The 18,601-nt window shown below is 51.9% G+C and carries 19 protein-coding genes and 1 pseudogene; 14 read left to right on the top strand and 6 right to left on the bottom strand.

Features of this window, described 5'->3' with window-relative positions; translation table 11 throughout:
• Nucleotides 1–6: 6 nt before the first annotated feature.
• Nucleotides 7–1,554, bottom strand: coding sequence for a histidine ammonia-lyase (gene hutH, locus IMCC3135_RS20910; RefSeq protein WP_088921985.1), 1,548 nt, complete (start codon nt 1,552–1,554; stop codon nt 7–9).
• Nucleotides 1,555–1,632: 78 nt separating this feature from the next.
• Between hutH and IMCC3135_RS20905 the strand changes: the two genes are divergently transcribed.
• Complete coding sequence (locus IMCC3135_RS20905; protein WP_088919365.1) at nt 1,633–3,015, top strand: formimidoylglutamate deiminase; 1,383 nt, start codon at nt 1,633–1,635, stop codon at nt 3,013–3,015.
• Here the strand turns inward: IMCC3135_RS20905 and IMCC3135_RS20900 are convergent.
• Complete coding sequence (locus IMCC3135_RS20900; RefSeq protein ID WP_088919364.1) at nt 3,012–3,602, bottom strand: HutD/Ves family protein; 591 nt, start codon at nt 3,600–3,602, stop codon at nt 3,012–3,014. The genes IMCC3135_RS20905 and IMCC3135_RS20900 overlap by 4 nt on opposite strands.
• Before the next feature lie 157 nt (nt 3,603–3,759).
• Here IMCC3135_RS20900 and IMCC3135_RS20895 point away from each other — a divergent pair, with 157 nt between their 5' ends.
• The 6 genes from IMCC3135_RS20895 (at nt 3,760) to IMCC3135_RS20870 (ending at nt 8,495) form a co-directional block, all read left to right on the top strand.
• Complete coding sequence (locus IMCC3135_RS20895) at nt 3,760–4,503, top strand: GntR family transcriptional regulator (protein WP_205737647.1); 744 nt, start codon at nt 3,760–3,762, stop codon at nt 4,501–4,503.
• An 11-nt stretch (nt 4,504–4,514) separates the two neighbouring features.
• Nucleotides 4,515–4,868, top strand: a complete 354-nt coding sequence (locus IMCC3135_RS20890; RefSeq protein WP_088919363.1) for an aminopeptidase P family N-terminal domain-containing protein — start codon at nt 4,515–4,517, stop codon at nt 4,866–4,868.
• A complete protein-coding gene (locus IMCC3135_RS20885) occupies nt 4,832–5,224 on the top strand; it encodes a pyridoxal-phosphate dependent enzyme (RefSeq protein ID WP_088919362.1) in 393 nt (130 codons plus the stop codon). Before IMCC3135_RS20890 ends, IMCC3135_RS20885 begins: the two co-directional genes overlap by 37 nt.
• A 106-nt stretch (nt 5,225–5,330) precedes the next feature.
• Nucleotides 5,331–6,425 (top strand): TRAP transporter substrate-binding protein, encoded by a 1,095-nt coding sequence (locus IMCC3135_RS20880; RefSeq protein WP_088921983.1) that lies wholly within the window; start codon nt 5,331–5,333, stop codon nt 6,423–6,425.
• Between the two features lie 22 nt (nt 6,426–6,447).
• Nucleotides 6,448–6,945 carry a TRAP transporter small permease subunit gene (locus tag IMCC3135_RS20875; protein WP_088919361.1) on the top strand — a complete coding sequence of 166 codons (498 nt, stop codon included), beginning with the start codon at nt 6,448–6,450 and terminating at the stop codon, nt 6,943–6,945.
• Entirely contained in the window at nt 6,942–8,495 is a 1,554-nt protein-coding gene (locus IMCC3135_RS20870; protein WP_088919360.1) for a TRAP transporter large permease, read from the top strand. The genes IMCC3135_RS20875 and IMCC3135_RS20870 overlap by 4 nt, the downstream gene beginning before the upstream one ends.
• On the opposite strand, the gene IMCC3135_RS20865 is transcribed toward IMCC3135_RS20870, so the two are convergent.
• The 3 genes from IMCC3135_RS20865 to IMCC3135_RS20855 form a co-directional block, all read right to left on the bottom strand.
• The gene (locus tag IMCC3135_RS20865; protein ID WP_088919359.1) at nt 8,492–10,090 is read right to left on the bottom strand and encodes a DUF222 domain-containing protein; all 1,599 of its coding nucleotides are present in this window, start codon (nt 10,088–10,090) and stop codon (nt 8,492–8,494) included. The genes IMCC3135_RS20870 and IMCC3135_RS20865 overlap by 4 nt on opposite strands.
• Before the next feature lie 102 nt (nt 10,091–10,192).
• On the bottom strand, nt 10,193–10,501 hold the full coding sequence (locus tag IMCC3135_RS20860; RefSeq protein ID WP_088919358.1) for an ArsR/SmtB family transcription factor: 309 nt from the start codon (nt 10,499–10,501) through the stop codon (nt 10,193–10,195).
• Nucleotides 10,502–10,942, bottom strand: coding sequence for an SRPBCC family protein (locus IMCC3135_RS20855; RefSeq protein WP_088919357.1), 441 nt, complete (start codon nt 10,940–10,942; stop codon nt 10,502–10,504).
• Between the two features lie 184 nt (nt 10,943–11,126).
• On the opposite strand from IMCC3135_RS20855, the pseudogene IMCC3135_RS35635 reads away from it, so the two are divergent.
• The 3 genes and pseudogenes from IMCC3135_RS35635 to IMCC3135_RS20845 all read left to right on the top strand — a co-directional run.
• A pseudogene (locus IMCC3135_RS35635) lies at nt 11,127–11,480 on the top strand (DUF6531 domain-containing protein); the annotation flags it as partial.
• Between the two features lie 252 nt (nt 11,481–11,732).
• Nucleotides 11,733–13,511, top strand: a complete 1,779-nt coding sequence (locus tag IMCC3135_RS20850) for a Tle-like phospholipase domain-containing protein (protein WP_157736155.1) — start codon at nt 11,733–11,735, stop codon at nt 13,509–13,511.
• Nucleotides 13,508–14,251, top strand: coding sequence for an ankyrin repeat domain-containing protein (locus IMCC3135_RS20845; protein WP_088919355.1), 744 nt, complete (start codon nt 13,508–13,510; stop codon nt 14,249–14,251). Before IMCC3135_RS20850 ends, IMCC3135_RS20845 begins: the two co-directional genes overlap by 4 nt.
• Before the next feature lie 5 nt (nt 14,252–14,256).
• Here IMCC3135_RS20845 and IMCC3135_RS35630 read toward each other — a convergent pair whose 3' ends face one another.
• Nucleotides 14,257–14,577 (bottom strand): alpha/beta hydrolase fold domain-containing protein, encoded by a 321-nt coding sequence (locus IMCC3135_RS35630; RefSeq protein WP_088919354.1) that lies wholly within the window; start codon nt 14,575–14,577, stop codon nt 14,257–14,259.
• 75 nt (nt 14,578–14,652) lie between these two features.
• Between IMCC3135_RS35630 and IMCC3135_RS20835 the strand changes: the two genes are divergently transcribed.
• The 4 genes from IMCC3135_RS20835 to IMCC3135_RS20820 all read left to right on the top strand — a co-directional run bounded on the left by IMCC3135_RS20835 (nt 14,653) and on the right by IMCC3135_RS20820 (nt 18,594).
• Nucleotides 14,653–15,537: a TIGR01459 family HAD-type hydrolase gene (locus tag IMCC3135_RS20835; RefSeq protein WP_088919353.1), complete on the top strand. Its 885-nt coding sequence runs from the start codon at nt 14,653–14,655 to the stop codon at nt 15,535–15,537.
• A gap of 138 nt (nt 15,538–15,675) precedes the next feature.
• Nucleotides 15,676–16,716, top strand: a complete 1,041-nt coding sequence (locus IMCC3135_RS20830) for a TRAP transporter substrate-binding protein (protein ID WP_088919352.1) — start codon at nt 15,676–15,678, stop codon at nt 16,714–16,716.
• Nucleotides 16,717–16,738: 22 nt separating this feature from the next.
• Complete coding sequence (locus tag IMCC3135_RS20825; RefSeq protein ID WP_205737646.1) at nt 16,739–17,266, top strand: TRAP transporter small permease; 528 nt, start codon at nt 16,739–16,741, stop codon at nt 17,264–17,266.
• On the top strand, nt 17,266–18,594 hold the full coding sequence (locus IMCC3135_RS20820) for a TRAP transporter large permease (protein ID WP_088919350.1): 1,329 nt from the start codon (nt 17,266–17,268) through the stop codon (nt 18,592–18,594). The genes IMCC3135_RS20825 and IMCC3135_RS20820 overlap by 1 nt, the downstream gene beginning before the upstream one ends.
• The last annotated feature ends 7 nt before the right edge of the window (nt 18,595–18,601 follow it).

The raw sequence follows: 18,601 nt of genomic DNA, 5'->3' as shown, positions 1-18,601 counted from the left end.
AATATTTTATAACGAGGATGTTGCAGGATTCATCAGATTGCTAACACCAGCAGCATTCGCCACCGCACCGTTTTCCACGAGTATTGCTGCTGCATTGATATCATCGGCCAGATAACGATCGGCAGTCAGTGTCGGTACGCTCAGGCGCAGTGCCGCTATTGAACGGGCCAGTGAATCACTCGTTTTGAGTGGTGCACGAAATTCGATACCTTGTGCGGCACACAGCAGCTCTATTCCCAGAATATTGGTCAGGTTGGTGTTCATGCGCAGCAGTCGTCGTGCGCCGTGAGCGGCCATGGAAACATGATCTTCCTGATTGGCTGATGTGGGCGTGGAATCGGTGGAGCAGGGGTTGGCCAGATGCTTGTTCTCACTCATCAGTGCAGCGGTGGTGACTTCGGCAATCATATAGCCTGAATTCAGCCCCGGTGTCGGTGTCAGAAAAGGCGGCAGATCAAATGACAACGTCGGGTCTACCATCAGGGCAACACGTCGTTGGGCAATAGCCCCGATTTCGGCGAGGGCGATGGCAATCTGATCGGCCGCGAAAGCCACAGGTTCTGCATGAAAATTTCCGCCCGAGACAATTTCCCCGGTCTCCACTAGCACCAGTGGGTTGTCGGTGACAGCATTGGCTTCGATTTCCAGGGTTTTCCCGGCAAAGCCCAACAGGTCGATAGCAGCGCCGAGCACCTGAGGCTGGCAACGAATGCAGTATGGGTCCTGCACTCGGGTATCGCCCTCACGGTGGCTTTCGCGGATCTGTGAACCGTCCAGTACCGTGCGCATGGTGTCTGCTACGGTTATCTGCCCGGCATGCCCGCGCAGTGCATGAATAGCCGGGTTCAAGGGCGCTGTCGAGCCCATGATGGCATCCGTGGACATGGCCGCGATGACGGTCGATGTTGTTGCACTGCGCCAGGCAGCAAACAGGCCGACGAGTGCACAAGCTGTCGAGAATTGTGTGCCATTGATAAGCCCCAGACCTTCCTTGGGTCCCAGCGTAACAGCCTGCAATCCGGCTTTGCCAAGTGCGTCTTTGGCGGCCATTTTTTCGCCGTCGAAAAAGGCGTGACCTTCGCCCATCAGTGTCGCTGCAAAATGCGCCAGAGGTGCCAGGTCGCCACTGGCGCCCACCGAGCCTTGCACCGGTACAACTGGCGTGACGCCCGCAGCAAGCATGGCTTCGATCAGATCTACCGTGGTCAGTGCCACTCCGGAAGCGCCGCGTCCGATAGACAGCAGTTTGAGGGCCATCATCAGACGGGTGGTTGGAATGTCCAGTGCTTCACCGACACCGCAGCAGTGGGACAGCACCAGGTTGCGTTGCAAGGTGGCCGTATCGGCAGATTCGATCTTGATGCTGGCCAGTTTTCCAAATCCGGTATTGACGCCATAAACAGCTACGTCGCCAGCGGCCGCCTGAGCAACCAGGTCCGCAGCTGCCTGCATGGCAGGGCGCGCGGAGGGGTCCAGAGAGACGGCGGTATTTTCGCGCCATAGCTGCTCCAGAGTCGACAGTGTGGTTGAACCTGGAATGAGAACAATGCTCATGATGAACTTGCCTTTAGTGGATAATGGTGTGAATATGTCCATACATATTAAAAATGTCAAGTCGAGAGTGACATCGCAATGAAGATAATTCACGCAGCTCAGGCACTTCTCCCCGATGGTTGGGTTTCGGATGTGTTGGTAGATATGGCAGATGACGGGCGCATTGCTTCTGTGCAACGCTGCAGCGAATTGCCTGATTGGGATTCGAGTCAGGCCAGCTGGAAAGTTGATGTATTGCTGCCAGCGCCTGCCAATTTGCATGGGCATGCTTTTCAGCGTGCCATGGCAGGATTGAGTGAGCGCCGTGGGCCTGATCCCAGGGATTCATTCTGGAGTTGGCGAAATCTGATGTACCGCTTTCTCGATCAGTTGCAACCCGATGATATGGAAGCCATTTCAGCATTCGTGCAGATGGAAATGCTGGAGGCCGGGTACGCCACTAATGTGGAATTTCATTACGTCCACCATCAGTCAGGTGGTCACGAATATGACAATCCGGCGGAGCTGGCGGTACGCATAGCAGCAGCCACGCAAACCTCAGGCATTGGCCTTACTTTGCTGCCAGTGCACTATCAGTACGGGGGATGCGATCAAAGGGCCTTGAATGAGGCGCAGCGTCGATTTGGCACTGACTTGACTGGTTATGCGCGCTTGTGGAGCCATGCACAACAGGCAATCAGTCATCTACCTGCAGATTCACTCATCGGCGTAGCTCCGCACAGCTTGCGAGCGGTTGCGCGCGAAAGTCTGCCTGAACTACTGGCAATGGCACCCTCAGCACCATTTCACATGCATATTGCCGAGCAAGTTGCTGAAGTCGAGGAAGTACAGAATGCCTGGGGAGCCCGGCCAATCGAGTGGTTGTTAGACAATGCCAATGTTGATAGTCGCTGGTGCCTGATTCACTGTACCCAGATGCTTGCCCATGAAACAGCCGGGTTGGCCCGTACAGGGGCCGTAGCGGGTCTATGTCCGATTACCGAATCCAGTCTGGGTGATGGCATATTCGACGGAGTCAGCTATCTGGAGCAGCAAGGGCTTATCGGGATAGGCTCGGATTCGAATATCCGTATAAGCTTAAGTGAAGAATTGCGGACGCTGGATTACTCGCAACGTTTGCGTGATCGCTCCAGGGCTGCATTGGCTACCTCAGAGTACTCTACTGGCAGGCGGATGTTTGATGAGGTTGTTCGCGGTGGAGCGCAAGCTGCAGGTCGTCAATCAGGCCGTATTGAAGCGGGGCAGTGGGCTGACTTTTTGACACTCGATGGCCAGCATCCTGATCTTGAGGGCGTAACAGGAGACGCCCTGCTCGACATATTCATCTTTGCTGGTGATGACAATATGGTCAGAGATGTCTGGTCAGCAGGTCGACACCAGGTGGCGTCAGGTCGGCATATCAACCGTGACACCATTGTTCAGAAATATCGGAAAGTCATGAAAAAACTACGTGGAAGTTAACCCGCGATAGGGTGCAGCTCAACGACAATGCAGCCAGGGCTCTTGATGGCGAGCATGGCAAATTCGCCTGCCTCGACCTGCATCAAATGACCCTGCGGCAGGCTCCATCGTGACTCTGGAGTCATGGCTCGTAGCTGCGTTTCTCCCATGACGGCATAGACAAATGTTTTTACAGGGTTGATGAGCGTTAATTCATCCGCTGCACGACATATTCGCGTAATAGCGTGCCAGGTGCCTGTTCTGGTCATGATATTGAAATCGGTGATGGGGCCATCTACCAATGTTGCCAAGGTCTGATTGCCGCCATCGAATTGCGCCATATCCAGAAGTCTTCCGAGCTGATCCTTCGTTGCTTGTCCTTCTGCAGACATATGAGACAACTGTATGCCAGAGCCTTCAACCAATACGAGGCATCGGGTATAGCCTGTAAAATCAGAAAACGTACCGTCGCCGGTCACGCCGGCCATGCTGATTCGCCAGTCAAAGTCGGCCAATGTGCCTTGTTCATTGATAGCCAGTTCAATAGTCTGGCCCTTGCCATTCTTCCAGGATGTCGTAATGAATTCAGTCGGAGTGGTCAGTTTCATTAAATGCCTGCAAAATCCGTTTGTGAAGTAGGTTCGCGCCTACCCGGTAGGATAGCTCAGCTGGATGCTCTATATCTTATATAGATAGATCGACTGTGTAACCTGCACGTATGATGCCGGTGTCATGCAATCCCAATGCCTTTGGGGGTGCGTATACTTGGCATTGGTCTATGCAAAAAATATCAGGAACATACTTCTGGACAAATCTTCGATAAACGGTTGGATGGATGTGCAGGCGGAAGTTTTGCATCGTTTGCATACCCGTGTCTGGAAGCCGGGCGAGCTGTTGCCCAGTGAGGCAGACCTGGCGACCGAATTTGGTTGTGCACGAACGACCGTGAATCGTGCTTTGCAGGCCATTGCGGAGGAGGGCTTGCTGGAACGGCGGCGACGTGGTGGAACGCGTGTTGTCATACATCCGGAACACAAAGCAAGTTTCAATATCCCTGTCATCCGACAACAAGTGGAACAGAAAGGGCAATCTTACGACTATCAGTTGATCAGTCGCAGACTGGCACGTCCCGGCAAGGCGATCAAGGCAAAAATGTGCTTGCTTGAGGACTCGAAAATCCTGTGCATACGCGCTGTTCATATGGCCGACAAGCGCCCCTTTGTTCTGGAAAATCGCTGGATAGATATATCCGTTGTGCCTGCTGCGGAAAGTGCTGACTTTACGAGCCAGAGTGCGAATGAATGGCTGGTTGAACACGTACCATTCAGCGGTGGGGATCTGATACTGGAAGCCTGTCATGCAAATGATGCAGATGCACAAGTGTTGGAGTGTGATGCTCAGACGGCCTTGTTCAGAGCCGAGCGTACGACTCGCAACACTCAGGGAGCAACCATTACCTTCGTTCAGCTGGTTTACGCGCCAGGTTATCGTATGTCGATTGACCTTTAAAGGCCTGAGCAATGCGTGGATTTGATCTCTCAGAATACGAGACACGCGTACGCAAGGCCCAGAAACTGATGGTCGAGGCCGATCTGTCAGCGCTTCTGATCATGAGTGAAGCAGATCTACGCTATTTCAGCGGCTTTCATACCCAGTACTGGCAAAGTCCCACGCGACCCTGGTTCCTGATTGTGCCAGTCGAGGGCAAGCCGATTGCGATCATTCCTGAAATCGGAGCCGCGCTGATGCGGCAGAGCTGGATTGACGATATCCGAACGTGGGCCGCACCGGCACCTGATGATGATGGCATCAGCTTGTTGCACGATGCCTTGGCGGCATTGGCGGTCTCGCTGCTGCAGTTGCTGCACATGTAAGGGAATATTGGGCTGTTCAACCGCAGATCGTAGTCGTCGAGCCAGAGCGTGCGGCCTGCTTGCAAAAGAGTATCAAGGCCGAAGCGTTGGTAAGCGGTGATGGTCCTGATTCGAATATGGGACGGCTCGATTGCAAGAATGCTTCAAAAATAGCATTTGAATCCTTGCGTCGAGACGCTGATGTTTTTGTCACGATCTCCGATGCCGCCGCAAGCGCAGCCACTGAAAAACTCGCAAAGTACGGCATTGAGACGACACCCAGCGGTGCTGCCGGTTTTGCCGGATTGGCGTTATTGAGCCTCAGTGCAGAGGATCGCGCCATGATCATCATCTCAGAGGGGCCTGAGAACGGTTGATGATCATTGATTGAATTTGTTTTGCCATAATTGTTTACAAAAATATATGTATACACATATGATAGATACAGTCCGATCAGGCAAGCAACGCGAAATGACGAGCATCATGAAAAGACGACAATTTGTGAAGGCAGGGCTGGCTGGGGCTGCAGCAGCCTCTACGGCGACCATTACCGCACCGGTAATCGCCCAGGATGTCCGAAAGTGGAAGCTGGTGACAGCCTGGCCGAAGAATCTTCCGGGACCGGGTGTTGCCGCCCAGATGCTGGCCGACCGGATAACGGCTTTGTCAGGTGGTCGCATCGAAGTCAAACTCTATGCGGCTGGCGAGCTGGTTCCTGGTCCTGGTGTATTTGATGCGGTTTCTGAAGGCACAGCCGAGCTTTATCATGCAGTGCCCGCCTACTGGGGATCCAAGTCAAAAGGAATTCTGCTGTTTGGCTCACAGCCCTTTGGTTTACGTGCAGATGAGCAATTTGGCTGGTTGGCTCACGGTGGTGGGCAGACTCTGTATGACGAGATGTATGGCCGCTTCGGCATCAAGCCCTTTCTATGCGGAAACTCTGGTCCGCAATGGGCAGGCTGGTTTCGTGATGAAATCAAATCAGTCGAAGACTTGAAAGGCATGAAGTATCGCACCACAGGTCTGGCTTCCGAAATGGCAACCAAGCTGGGTATGGCTGCTGAATCCATGAGTGGTCCCGCCATGTTCCAGGCCATGCAGACTGGCGCGCTTGATGCGGGTGAGTTTATCGGTCCATGGTCCGACTCGGCTCTGGGTTTCTACCAGGTCGCCAAGAATTACTATTGGCCCGGTGTCGGTGAACCTTCATCTGCCGAAGAGTGCGGCGTTAACAGCAAAGTATTTGAAGAATTGCCAGAAGATCTCAAGCAGGCAGTCACATTCGCCTGTGACAGTCTGTACAACCCGGTGTGGACTGAATACACCACCAAGCATGCACAGGCTCTACAGGCACTGGTTAATGATCATGGCGTGCAGGTTCGCCAGTTGCCAGATGATGTCATGCAGGCTATGGGTGCCGCAGCGGTCGAGGTCATTGACGAATTGCGCCAGGACGACGATGAGCTGGTCAAGCGTATAACAGAGAGCTTTGTTGCTTACCGAGACCTGGTGGGTGGCTATATGAGCTATGCGGATAACGGCCAGATGAATGCTCGAGCCAAACTCCTGAGTTACTAGACCCGCTCGGAATCTGTTCGATATGGAACGTGTAGCCAATACACTGGACAAAATCAACGAGTACGTAGCCATCGTGGTTCGATGGCTCGTGCTCGCGATGGTACTGCTCCAGTTTGCGATTGTTGTTGGCCGTTATGTTTTCGGTGTGAACTTCATTGCCGCCCAGGAGAGCGTTCTCTATCTGCATTCGACCTTGTTCATGCTGGCTGCCGGTTACACCTTGCTGGTAGACAAGCATGTACGAGTCGACGTCTTCTATGCAAAAGCCACTGAGAAAACCCGCAGGCATATAGACATCTTTGGTCATGTCTTCTTTCTCATTCCAACCATGCTGGCAGTGATGTACTGGTCGTGGCCAACCGTTGTCAACTCCTGGAAAATACTGGAGGGGCCCATTTCGGTTGGCGGGCTCAAGGCTGTCTATCTAATGAAATCGCTAATCCCGGCCTTCTGCTTGTTAGTCCTGTTGCAATCGGTCGCCATACTGTTGCGCCTTTTTTCCGAGCCTGTAGAACGATGACAGGCTATCTGGATATTTCGATGTTTGCGGCATTGTTCGCAGCCATTCTGCTTGGCTTTCCAGTGGCATTCAGTATCGGCGGTATTGCCATTCTGTTTGCCTACCTGGGCTGGGCGCTGGATGTCATGGACATCTCACTGTTGGGCGCCATGAGCCAGCGCATATTCGGACTTCTCAGTAACTCGGTACTCATCGCCATTCCCTTGTTCGTCTTCATGGGAGCGGTTCTGGAGAAGAGTCGTATCGCCGAGGAGCTGCTGGATACCATGGGCCGCCTGTTTGGCCAGTTACGTGGAGGGTTGGGAATTTCTGTCGTATTGGTCGGTGCACTTCTGGCCGCCTCCACCGGCATCGTTGGAGCAACGGTTGTTGCGATGGGAATGATCGCATTGCCCACTATGCTGCGTGCTGGGTATAACCCGAAAGTTGCTTCCGGAATTGTCTGCACGGCCGGCACACTAGGCCAGATCATTCCACCGTCCACCTTGCTGATCATTCTCGCCGATGTCATGTCCAATGCCTTTCAGCAGGCACAATATGAACAAGGGAAATTCTCAGTTGAAGCACTATCTGTCGGTCAGTTCTTTGCAGCGGCTATCTTGCCCGGGCTCATACTGGTTGTGCTTTATCTGATCTATATTCTGGTGCTGGGCAAGCTCAGGCCGCAGGACATGCCTCCAGCTTCACTGGATCTGGCTAAACCGACCCGCAGGGAAGTGGCCACCGCAATTCTTCCTCCAGTGGTTCTGATTATTGCTGTACTGGGCGCCATTCTGGGAGGAGTTGCCACACCGACTGAGGCGGCATCTGTCGGTGCGATTGGTGCCCTGTTGATGGCTGGGATGCGTTTGAGTGAGCGTAGTCGCTGGCTGATCATGACCGGAGTCTTTGCGCTGGGCATGCTGGGTATTCTTGCCGGTGTATTCCCCGTTCGTTTGCAGCGAAATGATCTGGATACCATTGCCTTGGTCTCTGGAGGGTTCTATGTTTTGTTGACCGTTATCGGTGCTACCGCAATTCTGGCAGCGCTGAAAGCGATATTCAAACAATCAATCATCCACGAGGCAGTGACCTCAACGATGACGATGACATCCATGATTTTTGCCACCATGCTGGCTGCTGGAATTTTCTCGCTGGTCTTTGTCGGCCTGGGAGGCGAGGAGCGTGTTGCTCATATACTCAGCACGATGCCAGGTGGTGCAACGGGTGCCCTGATATTCAGCCTGGCGTTTGTTTTTGTACTGGGTTTTTTCCTGGATTTCGTCGAAATTTCTGTCATCGTTCTGCCCTTGATTGTGCCACCACTGATACTGATGGGGCATGACCCTATCTGGCTGGGTATGCTGTTGGCGATCAATCTTCAAACCAGTTTTTTGACTCCTCCTTTTGGCTTCTCCTTGTTTTACCTGCGTGGAGCGGCGCCCAAAGAGGTGACAACCGGACAGATCTATGCGGGTGTCATACCGTTCATCGGTCTGCAGATCATCGGCATTTCGATTGTCTGGCTGGTACCGGGTGTATCAAGGTGGTTGCCTGATTGGTTGTTCTAATGAATAGAGTAACTCGCAGCTGCTTCAGACGTATGTAGAAAGGCATGCCTGTCCCTGATTCTGCCATGATAATAATCTGGGGCAGGCTGCTCGCCACAACCTACACGTGTATATTCATCGAAACCCACTGTTGAGTCGGTTCTGATGTCGCTGCTATCCGCGTCTGAGCAGTTGTTAATATTCTGCCCTTGAGCATCGACAATACGAAAGCGGTAATTATCAGGAGATAGTTTGCGCACGGTTTTGAAGGAGTCATGGTCATTACGCAACTCTTTCTCGACATCAAACTGGCCTATGTCAGCTGTGTGTTGCTGCTCCACGAACTGTTCATACAAACGCTGCTCATTGTCTTCAACTCGTTGAATGGTGTAGCCACCTTCATGAACGAGGGTGTGATGCGCTGAGCACAAGCAGGCGCTATTCTGTACAGAGGTCGCACCGCCATCGGCCCAATGTTGTAGGTGATGGATATGCAGATGTTGTGTTTGCGTGCAACCGGGCCAGACGCAATGCTGATCACGCTCCCTGATTGCGCGCGCCATGGCGTTGGGCCAGATTCTTGATTTTCGTCCGATATCAACCGGTTCGCCGTTTACTGTCTTGTTGATCGTTAAGCTGCAATCACAGGCAATTCGTCTGGCGGTTTCACGGGCGACAGGGCCTGAGCCTTTGATGCTTGGGCGCTTTGACGGGATGTTGCTATCATCACCGCCTTTTGTTAGTGCAGAGGCGTCGACTGACACAATCACCTGGTACCGGTCAGCAGTGACGATATCTCGACCGGCATTATGCAGGCTGGTCTCTGCCATTAATACAGTTGCGTCGGCACGGCGTTGGGAGATAGTGCTGCTGGCGTCGTCTTTTGGCTCTTTGGTATCGTCCAGTTGGCTCAAGGAATATTCGACACTGTTAAGAAATGCCTGAGCTGTTTCTGGTGGCAGGGTCAATTGAATACGAGTGTTGCCGTTGCCTGATTCACTCCAGGTCAGTGCACGTGAGGCCAGCTGTTGTAGGGCGCGATCGTTCTCGGCTTCACCGTTGTCATCCTCTTGCCATCGAAATCCTGCACACAAGCGTTTGACGTCAGATACGGAGGCATCCAGTGCGGCATGGCACAAGCACTTTTCATTGTCCGCATCGGCCACACGCGAGATCAGACGAACCTTGGACCAGGACAGCTTGCCTGCTCTGAACAGTGCCCTGAGGGTTGATAAGGTACGCAGCTTGCGCCCGACGCGCAGGTACTCCCACCCTGACTGTATGCCTACGCCGATTTCAAGGTTCATCCAGGCGGCGCAATAACGGGCGCCACTGGCTTTCCAACCCTCCAGGTCGTCGAACCTGACCAGCAATTCCAGAAGGTCAGCATGATTGGATGTAATCTCTTGCGAAAGAGCTTTCAGGCGTTGGCGGACTGTAATTTCATCCAGTGGAATGGCCTTGCCTTCAGCAGGCTCTGAAGTGGCGTCGATACACTCCATGGCCAGACGAATAGACTGGCCGAATTGCTCTCGTTCCTGTTGGCCAAATGAACCTATGCCTAGTGGGGTTCTGTGGTCTGTATTGTCAACGTCAGGCTTGCTTCTATTATCCATAATGAGCGCTCCGTTTGAGATCTCAATGTATCATTGCATGGTTTCATAGGCAAGTTTTATAACTGTATATAAATACAGTCTTATTCTATAGGCTGAGGCTGCTCATTTTTCCATCATCTGCTTTAATGCCAACAGGCGTTGATCCCACTGTCGCTCTAGTTGGGTGATGAAGAGTCGTGCCTCTTGCAGCGATGCGCTGTTGAGTGTGACCTGTGTTTCACGGCCAGCAGGGTGGAGCTGAATGACATCCGCAGAGGCCAGGGCTTGTATTTGTTTGCGTGCGCCTTGTCGGGAAACGCCCAGATCTTCGGACAATTTTCCGATCGTGTAGGTGGATCCGTCTGATAATCGAGTTACGATTTCCAGACGAACCGGATCACCCAGAGCTTTGAATATGCTTTCTACTGACACTTATTGTTCCGTAAAATATGATTCAAATCGACCAAGCATGAATTCCCAGCCTCCGGAGTTCTGGTTGAAGCTGGATTCTGCGATGTCATGTGGAAGACCTGCAAATCCACTCTCCTTCACCGTCACTTGACAGCTACCATTCTGTTCTTCTGAGATCTGGAACTCTACCAGCGTGGTGGCCACACTGAGAACATCGCCTATGAAGTGGTTGCCACCTGGAACCCAGCGAAAGGCAAAGTATTCGACGGGCACCGCATCAACAATATAAACCTGATTTTTCCCATGATCCCCGAATCCGAAAACGGGCTGTTCACCTTTAGTGTAATGACCCTCGATAGTTTCAGGAAACCATTGAATTACTTTCTCAGGATTGCTTATCGCTTCATAGATCTTCTCGCGTGAAGCATTGATCGAGATCTCACGTTGAATGATGTCTTGCATTGCGTGCCTCGTTGATTGATTGGAACAGTGGTAGGCAGTAGAGCATGGATTTTCGTTATATGCAACTAAATGGTTGCATGTTGGGAGTGTGTTTTTTTGGAAATTGATCTTGCCATCCATGGAAAGTCAGGCTAGCCTGAAGGCAGGTCAAGAAGTGACCTTACCAAGGATCAGGTAATTGTCTATGGAATGGATACGCGCCACTAAGCGCCTTTATTTGTCGATGCTGGCATTGTTTGCATTAATGCAGTACTGCTCAGGCTTGCAGGCCGCCAACCTTGAATGTCCCGCGAGTGTGTCCAATGGGCAACCTGCTTGCAGTGTCAGTCGTGATGTGGGAAGCAATCCGCCGGACTCTGCAACCTCGGCGCATGTCGGCAATCCGATTGATGTGGTGTCAGGTAATAAATACCAGAGCGAAGTGGATATAAAGCTGGGCAATTCCCATCTGTCGCTGGTCAGACACTACAACAGCTCCAATACGGCTCAGAATATTGGACTGGGCAATGGTTGGAGGCATACCTATTCTGTTGGCCTGGCGTCCGATGGTGATGATGTTCGTCGTATCGAGCAATCGGATGGGCGGGTTATTGTTTTCAGGCGGCGGGGTGATCAGTTTATTCCTGCAAATGAGGCAGATGGGCGTTTAATCGAAACGTCCTCGGATCGATACGTCTGGCAGTTACCCGATGGTCGTAGTTTTGCGTTTTTTGGCTCATTTCTGACAAAGATCAGTTTCGCCGATGGTGGAAGCCTGAACCTGTTTTACAAGGAGGCTCGGCTGTATTCTGTGACTGATGAGCTTGGACGCTCGTTGGTATTTCAGTATGCACCCGGTGGCGTCGGGTTGCCTGCTTATGAGGGGATCAATGGTTCAGCTGCATCCGGTCACTTGGTTCGGGTGATGTTGGCCGACGGCGAGCAGGTGAGTTTCAATTACTCAAAGATTCAGAATCTTGTCTCAGTTGAGTATCCTTTGGGGGCACAAGGAAATACAGGTCGTCGCTATGGGTATCAGGATCCCCTGAACACGTCACTGTTAACAGAGCGTAGTGATAGCAGGGGGAAAGTGTTCGCGCGTTGGAAGTACGATGAACTAGGACGCGCTATCAGTTATAGAAGTGGCAGTAGCATTCGAGCTGATGGAAGCCAGGCAGGGCCACCGAATTTGACACTGGAATATTCGAATAGTGACGACAGTGATAAGGGTGAAACCCGTGTGGTTTTTTCGAATGGTTCCACACAGATATATTCTTGGAGGCAGGATGAGACTGGACATATTTTTGAACTGGTCAAGAATGCGATTGAAGTATCAAAAGGCAGGGAAGTTGAAATTGACAGACTGCCGAATGGATCGAATGAAGCCAGTGACAGAGTTCAATACTATCCGCACGATGTATTGATGGTGCTGGCAGTGGATTCGCTGGGTTATCCCTCCACCATTCAGCTCACCCTGAGGCGTGATGGAAGTACCCATATTCTGGAATCAAAATACGATCAGGTTGGTCGCCTTGTCGACGTTAACTGGCAAAGTGGAATGCTGGAGGACTATAACGTTGGCCAGACAACCACGATTGCAGAGTTGAGGGTAGCTTTCGAGCAGATTCGTGCTACCGGAACCAATCAGCAGGTTTTGTTCTCCGCGCTTGCCCAGAAGGCATTTATGCAGGGGACTGTCCATGAGTTCCTGGGGGAGGCGGGGAATCAGTTGGAGGTCGGTAGTACCATCACAGGTGAAGAGCTGGATGAGGCGAGGCGAAAGGAATCTCTGAACGGAGATGGAAGTAGTTCTCAACGCAGCTCCAAGTCTGACGATGATGCTGACAGTATTCCATGCGAGAATCCATTGGAGGATTGTGCAGCTCTTTTGAGAGTTCGGGATTATGCTGAAGTGGCTGAGTGTGCTTATGTGGATGCGGATTGTGATACGCGGTTTGTGGAGGCGAATCTTGATGACCTTTCAATTGGGCTTGAAGATCTGCACGAGGGTTCGTTTCATGCGGAAATATTTTATGACAAAGCACGTGATGAGTATATTGTTTCCTTTGCGGGGACTGACCTTACGAGTGGAGGGGATTGGTGGAACAACCTAGAGCAGGAGTTGGGTTTTTCGTCGTTTCAATACAAGAAAGCAGTGCTACTCGCTAAAAGGCTTGTAGAGAATTCACCCGACGTGAATTTCCAATTCGTCGGTCATTCATTGGGCGGTGGGTTGGCTACTGCAGCAGCTTCGTCGGTTGGAGGTGAGGCCACGGTTTTCAATCCTGCAGCTTTGGACGAAGAGTCAGCAATTGGGCTGGGTGTGGACTATGGGCAAGCGCAGAGTAATACACAGATTTACAGCGTCGTTGGTGAAATTCTTAGTCAGGCGCAGACTGATATCAGTTTTATGGGCCTTCCTCCTGGCACTGTCAATAGCCTGCCAAAACCTGAGTTTTCTTGGATACAAGAAAATCTTAGTCAAAATCCCTACAGTTTTTATCAAGGTCGGCTTGGGGTACTCCTGCATCTAATGGACTCTGTACAGCAATCACTGTCAGAATTGATCACTAGGAATCAATGTGTATGAAGTATATTGAATTTGTCGCCGAGGCTTTTCTTCGATCGATAGTCTTTTGGCAAAGAAAAAAAAATGGAAGTGAGTTATTACTGTTGGCTTTAGCGCTTTCCTTTCTGAATTTCTACAGTTCAGTTATTTTTTCCAGAGAGTTACCGCATCATGAAGTGACTGCTGATGCTGAAGACTATGCATTACGAGATACGGTATTGTCTGGCAGTCTGGAAGACTTTGATCGCCATCTATCACTTGGAGCAAGCCCAGTCGAGTGGCTAGATGATTCACAGGAGGGTTGGGTTCTCTGTGCAGTAACCGCGGAAGGCCGCGAGCAATTTCTACGTCTATTGATCGACAAAGAATACGATGTGAATTATCACCAAATCGATATCAGTTCTTCTATTTCTCTGCCCTTAGCCTGTGCTCTGAGATTTGAGAATACGAAGGCGTTGGGGATTTTGCTAGACGCGGGAGCTGATCCTACTATTGCGCCATCGATCAAGTTTCCTGATAGCGCTCCGAGGAGTGTTATGTCTCTTGCGATTATGATAGGCAGGTACGATTTAGCCCTATTATTATTTGACAAAGGCAACTACACCGGTGATCAACTAAAATCCGACATCAGCATGTTGGAAAGATTTCCTGTTGACGAGTCTGCTCCTGGAAATGTGTACAGACTGAAGCTTGCAGACAAGTTTCGCGAAAGGGGGTTTCAAATCACGCCATGGACGCGAGGTGAGACGACAGAAAAGTAGGGCCGTTATTGCAGTAGACTAAGTATCGCCGGTCTCTGAGAGTTCAGTCCTGCCTGCTCCTGCACACTGTGCGAGCAGTAGGCTTTACGTCCTAGATCATGCAGAGGTGCCAGTGCGAGATTAGCACCAGCGCTGTCGCCTGCAACGGCCGTCGGGCCTTGAGTGCCGGGGTAACTTGCACGCACGTGGTGTAGTTGGCGAAAGACTTCAATACAATCATTGAGACCAGCGGGGTAAGGGTGCTCCGGTGCTAGTCGGTATTCGACGGACAAGAGCGAGCATTTTGACTCAGTTGCCAGCAGACGAGCGTGACGATCAACCTGCATCTTGGAAATCTTTGGTGTGACAAGCCTTGACAGTATCAGACGCAGTTCATTGAAAACAGGGGCACAGGAATACCGATGGTTGAGAATGAAGTTGGCAAGCAGAAGATCGAAATGACCGGGTTCAAATCAATCACAGGTATTGAAGAGCTGCTTGAGCGCTATGATACGTTTCTGGTCGATCAATTCGGCGTGTTGCTACACGATAGAGGGGCCTATCCACACGCACCGGATACCTTGCGCAGATTATCGGCATTGGGCAAGCGAGTTGTGCTTTTGTCTAATTCGGGACAACGCTCCGCACCGAACATCCAGCGGCTACTGTCTCTGGGGTTCAGTCGCTCAAGTTTCGAGACGGTGTTGACCTCCGGTGAGCTGGCTCACAGTTATCTCATGAACCTGCCAGAAGCTGGCTTGTCGCGCAACGTCGCTGTTCTGGTGATTGCCGAAAATCCAGCAGCGCACCTGGATGCTTTGCCGCTTCGGGTGGCCAGGAATAGTGAGGAAGCGCAACTGCTGCTTATCGCTGGAAGTGATCCGCGACATGTATCGCTGGAGAGCTACCGCACTTTGCTGGCACCTTTGGCAGACAAAGGTATTCATTGTCTGTGTACCAATCCGGATACCATAAGGCTCAGCCAGTTCGGCACCACCTATGGACCCGGGGCGGTGGCCGAGCTCTATGAAGCTTTGGGTGGCACAGTGCATCGGATCGGCAAACCTTATCCGATGATGTATGCAGCGGCCTTTGACTGGCTCGGTGATGTTGATCAGTCGGGTGTTGTGTGTGTCGGTGATAGCCCCGTACATGATATTGCGGGAGCTCAGCAGGCCGGACTGGATTCTGTACTGATCAGAAGCGGCATACATGCAGACGAATCACTTGGGGAAATCTACAATCAGTGTGTTCAGTTGCAGGCTTTGCCAGACTTTGTGCTGGAGCGGTATCAGTTTGCCAGTTAAGCCAGATGCGTCAGAGGTCTCGAAATGATGTCACTGCACGAAGTTCAACGCTTGTCAATAACCATGTGGGAAAAAAAGCCTTTACACTGATACTTGGTGCGTAGGCTCAATGCACAAAACACAATTGAGAGTAAATCGATGAAAAGACGTTTCAACCTGGAAGTGGCGGCAACAGTTGTTCTCGCTTTCTCTCTATTACCGGCGCTTGCGACAGCGCAAGACGTGACACTACGTCTGCACCAGTTTCTGCCGCCTGTTGCCACGATTCCCGCAAAGATACTCAAACCGTGGGGAGAGCGTTTGGCGGAACTCTCGGAAGGACGTATCAAGATCCAGCATTTTGACGCAATGGCTCTGGGTGGACGTCCACCAGAATTGATGGATCAGGCACGAGATGGCGTTGTTGATATCTCGATGACACTGGTTGGCTATACGCCCGGACGTTTTCCTCGGACAGAGGTGTTCGAGCTACCTTTCATGATGACTGATCCGGTGGCCACTTCATTGGCGTACTGGCAGATGGTAGAAGAGGACTTCCAGCAAAACGAATATGCGGATGTGAAGGTGTTAGGTGCATGGGTGCATGGAGCGGGGGTTATTCACACCGATGAGCCGGTGGCCAAACTTGAAGATATGAAAGGCAAGTTGCTGCGTGGTCCTACGCGCATTGTTAACGACTTGTTGTCGGAGCTGGGAGCCACGCCAGTGGGCATGCCTCTACCATCAATCCCAGAGGCACTTTCGAAGAGTGTTGTTAATGGCACGGTGCTGCCATGGGAAGTGACGCCGTCCATTCGATTGACTGAACTGGTGGATAATCACACCGAATTCGGTGGTGCCGAAGCGCTGTATACCGCCACCATCGTGCTGGTCATGAATAAGGATAAATACGCCGCTTTACCTGATGATTTGCGTGCCATTCTGGATGCTGAGTCAGGCGCCAGACTGTCAGGAATTGCGGGACAGGTCCTTGCCGATAATGACAAGCCTGGACGCGACATTGCTGTTGCCTCTGACGAGAACGTTATCTGGGAGTTGGATGAGGCTGAAGTTGCTCGCTGGAAGGCAGCTGCTGAACCGGTAGTGACACGTTGGGTGGCGGATATGTCTGAAAAAGACATCGACGGTGAAGCCTTGATTGAGCGGGCCAAGGCACTGATTGTCGAGAAAGCCAGGTAGTCAAATTCCTGGGAGTCTGCGCATGATGTATTCGTATCTGAACCGGTGTGCGCATTTTCTGGCACGGGGCATGGCACTACTGGGTGGGGCCGCTTTGATCGTTCTGATTCTACTGACTTGCGTATCCATTATTGGGCGGGCCTTGATCCCGCTCAATATGGGTCTTGGCCCCATCAAGGGGATCTATGATATCACTGAGATTGGCATGGCGGCAGCTGTCTTCGCTTTCTTGCCGTGGTGTCAATTGCAACGCGGTCATGCATCAGTAGACCTGTTCAAGTCCGCGTATCCAGCTTTGATGAATCGTATTATCGATGTGGTGGTGGATCTGGGCATGTTGCTCATAGCCTCCATTGGTGCATGGAGACTCTATCTGGGCATGCTGGATAAATTGCGCTACAACGAGACGACATTGATCCTGCAGTTTCCGGTCTGGCAGGGCTATCTTGCCAGTCTGGCAGGGGCTGTAGTGTTTGCCGTTGTTGCCGCTTTTTGTGTGCTTCGCTCTGGACGAGCAGTGGTTAATCCCTTGGCACAAGAGTCACTCTGATGTCGGATTTTGATCTTGCACTGTACTCGTTTCCTGTGCTGCTACTGCTCATCTTTCTGCGCATTCCCATTGCGCTTTCCATGCTACTGGTCGGGTTCGGTGGAACTTATCTGGTGACCGGCACACCCTTGATGACGCTCAATCAGCTCAAGACGCTGACCTATGGAACATTTTCGAATTATTCCTTTTCCATCATCCCGCTGTTTTTATTGATGGGGCAGTTCGCCACACTATCGGGTATGTCCGCCTCGCTGTTTCGCGCAGCAGAGAGCTTTCTGGGACACAAGCGTGGCGGCGTTGCCATGTCTGCTATTGGTGCCTGCGCAGGCTTCGGGGCGATCTGTGGCTCATCGCTGGCGACCGCTGCGACCATGGGGCAGGTTGCTCTTCCAGAATTACGCCGTTACGGCTACCCGGGTTCACTGGCAACAGGAGCGCTGGCGGCGGGCGGTACATTGGGAATCCTCATTCCGCCTTCAGTCATACTGGTTATCTACGCCATTCTGGCTGAGCAGAATATAGAAAAGCTGTTTGTGGCCGCACTGGTTCCAGGGCTGCTGGCTGCCTTTGGCTATATCATGGCCATTTCGATCTGGGTCAGGGTATTTCCCAATTCCTCGGCCCTTCAGGAGCGCAAGCCGTGGATCGAAAGATTGCGTGCTCTGGCGAAGGTCTGGCCTGTAATTGCCATATTTCTGATCGTTGTTGGTGGCATTTATTCGGGCATCTTCACGCCGACCGAAGCTGCAGCGGTCGGTGCTGCGGCCACGGGTATCGTCGCTTTGGTATCGGGTCAGATGAGTGGGGCGAAATTGCAGAAATCTCTATTGTCGACGGCCATGTCAACCGCCATGATTTTTCTGATCATTCTGGGGGCAGGCATCTTCAACAATTTTCTGGCTCTGACCCAGCTGCCGCAAACGGCATCCTTGTGGGTCGGTGCTCAGGGCTTCTCACCCTGGTTGGTCCTTGTTGCGGTGCTGTTCATGTACCTGGCTTTTGGTTGCATCATGGACTCCCTGTCGATGGTGCTTCTCACCGTACCCATCATCTACCCGATCATGATCGTACTGGATTTTGGCATGAGCCCGGATGACTTTGGTTTGTGGTTCGGTATCCTGGTTCTCATTGTGGTGGAAGTCGGTTTGATCACGCCTCCGGTGGGCATGAACCTGTTCATCATCAACTCGATGTCAGAGGACATCCCCATCAAGGATACCTACCGTGGTGTTCTGCCATTTGTATTGACTGATGTTGTGCGCGTTGTCATTCTGGTCGTATTTCCATCCATCACTTTGTGGCTGGTGTGGTTTATCGACTCGTTCTAGCGTCCTG

The sequence above is a fragment of the Granulosicoccus antarcticus IMCC3135 genome (assembly GCF_002215215.1).
In the GTDB taxonomy this organism is placed as follows: Bacteria; Pseudomonadota; Gammaproteobacteria; order Granulosicoccales; family Granulosicoccaceae; genus Granulosicoccus; species Granulosicoccus antarcticus.
Note: the sequence above shows the minus strand (reverse complement) of the source record. Positions and strands in the feature narration are given on the sequence as shown.

Bases quoted from the DNA above. Each gene is read 5' to 3' on its own strand.
- IMCC3135_RS35630 (WP_088919354.1), bottom strand. From the start codon at position 14,577: ATGCAGGTTGATCGTCACGCTCGTCTGCTGGCAACTGAGTCAAAATGC.
- IMCC3135_RS20890 (WP_088919363.1), top strand. From the start codon at position 4,515: ATGCGTGGATTTGATCTCTCAGAATACGAGACACGCGTACGCAAGGCC.
- IMCC3135_RS20900 (WP_088919364.1), bottom strand. From the start codon at position 3,602: ATGAAACTGACCACTCCGACTGAATTCATTACGACATCCTGGAAGAAT.
- IMCC3135_RS20905 (WP_088919365.1), top strand. From the start codon at position 1,633: ATGAAGATAATTCACGCAGCTCAGGCACTTCTCCCCGATGGTTGGGTT.
- IMCC3135_RS20825 (WP_205737646.1), top strand. From the start codon at position 16,739: ATGATGTATTCGTATCTGAACCGGTGTGCGCATTTTCTGGCACGGGGC.
- IMCC3135_RS20865 (WP_088919359.1), bottom strand. From the start codon at position 10,090: ATGGATAATAGAAGCAAGCCTGACGTTGACAATACAGACCACAGAACC.
- IMCC3135_RS20845 (WP_088919355.1), top strand. From the start codon at position 13,508: ATGAAGTATATTGAATTTGTCGCCGAGGCTTTTCTTCGATCGATAGTC.
- IMCC3135_RS20875 (WP_088919361.1), top strand. From the start codon at position 6,448: ATGGAACGTGTAGCCAATACACTGGACAAAATCAACGAGTACGTAGCC.
- IMCC3135_RS20870 (WP_088919360.1), top strand. From the start codon at position 6,942: ATGACAGGCTATCTGGATATTTCGATGTTTGCGGCATTGTTCGCAGCC.
- IMCC3135_RS20830 (WP_088919352.1), top strand. From the start codon at position 15,676: ATGAAAAGACGTTTCAACCTGGAAGTGGCGGCAACAGTTGTTCTCGCT.
- IMCC3135_RS20880 (WP_088921983.1), top strand. From the start codon at position 5,331: ATGAAAAGACGACAATTTGTGAAGGCAGGGCTGGCTGGGGCTGCAGCA.
- IMCC3135_RS20855 (WP_088919357.1), bottom strand. From the start codon at position 10,942: ATGCAAGACATCATTCAACGTGAGATCTCGATCAATGCTTCACGCGAG.
- IMCC3135_RS20820 (WP_088919350.1), top strand. From the start codon at position 17,266: ATGTCGGATTTTGATCTTGCACTGTACTCGTTTCCTGTGCTGCTACTG.
- hutH (WP_088921985.1), bottom strand. From the start codon at position 1,554: ATGAGCATTGTTCTCATTCCAGGTTCAACCACACTGTCGACTCTGGAG.
- IMCC3135_RS20835 (WP_088919353.1), top strand. From the start codon at position 14,653: ATGGTTGAGAATGAAGTTGGCAAGCAGAAGATCGAAATGACCGGGTTC.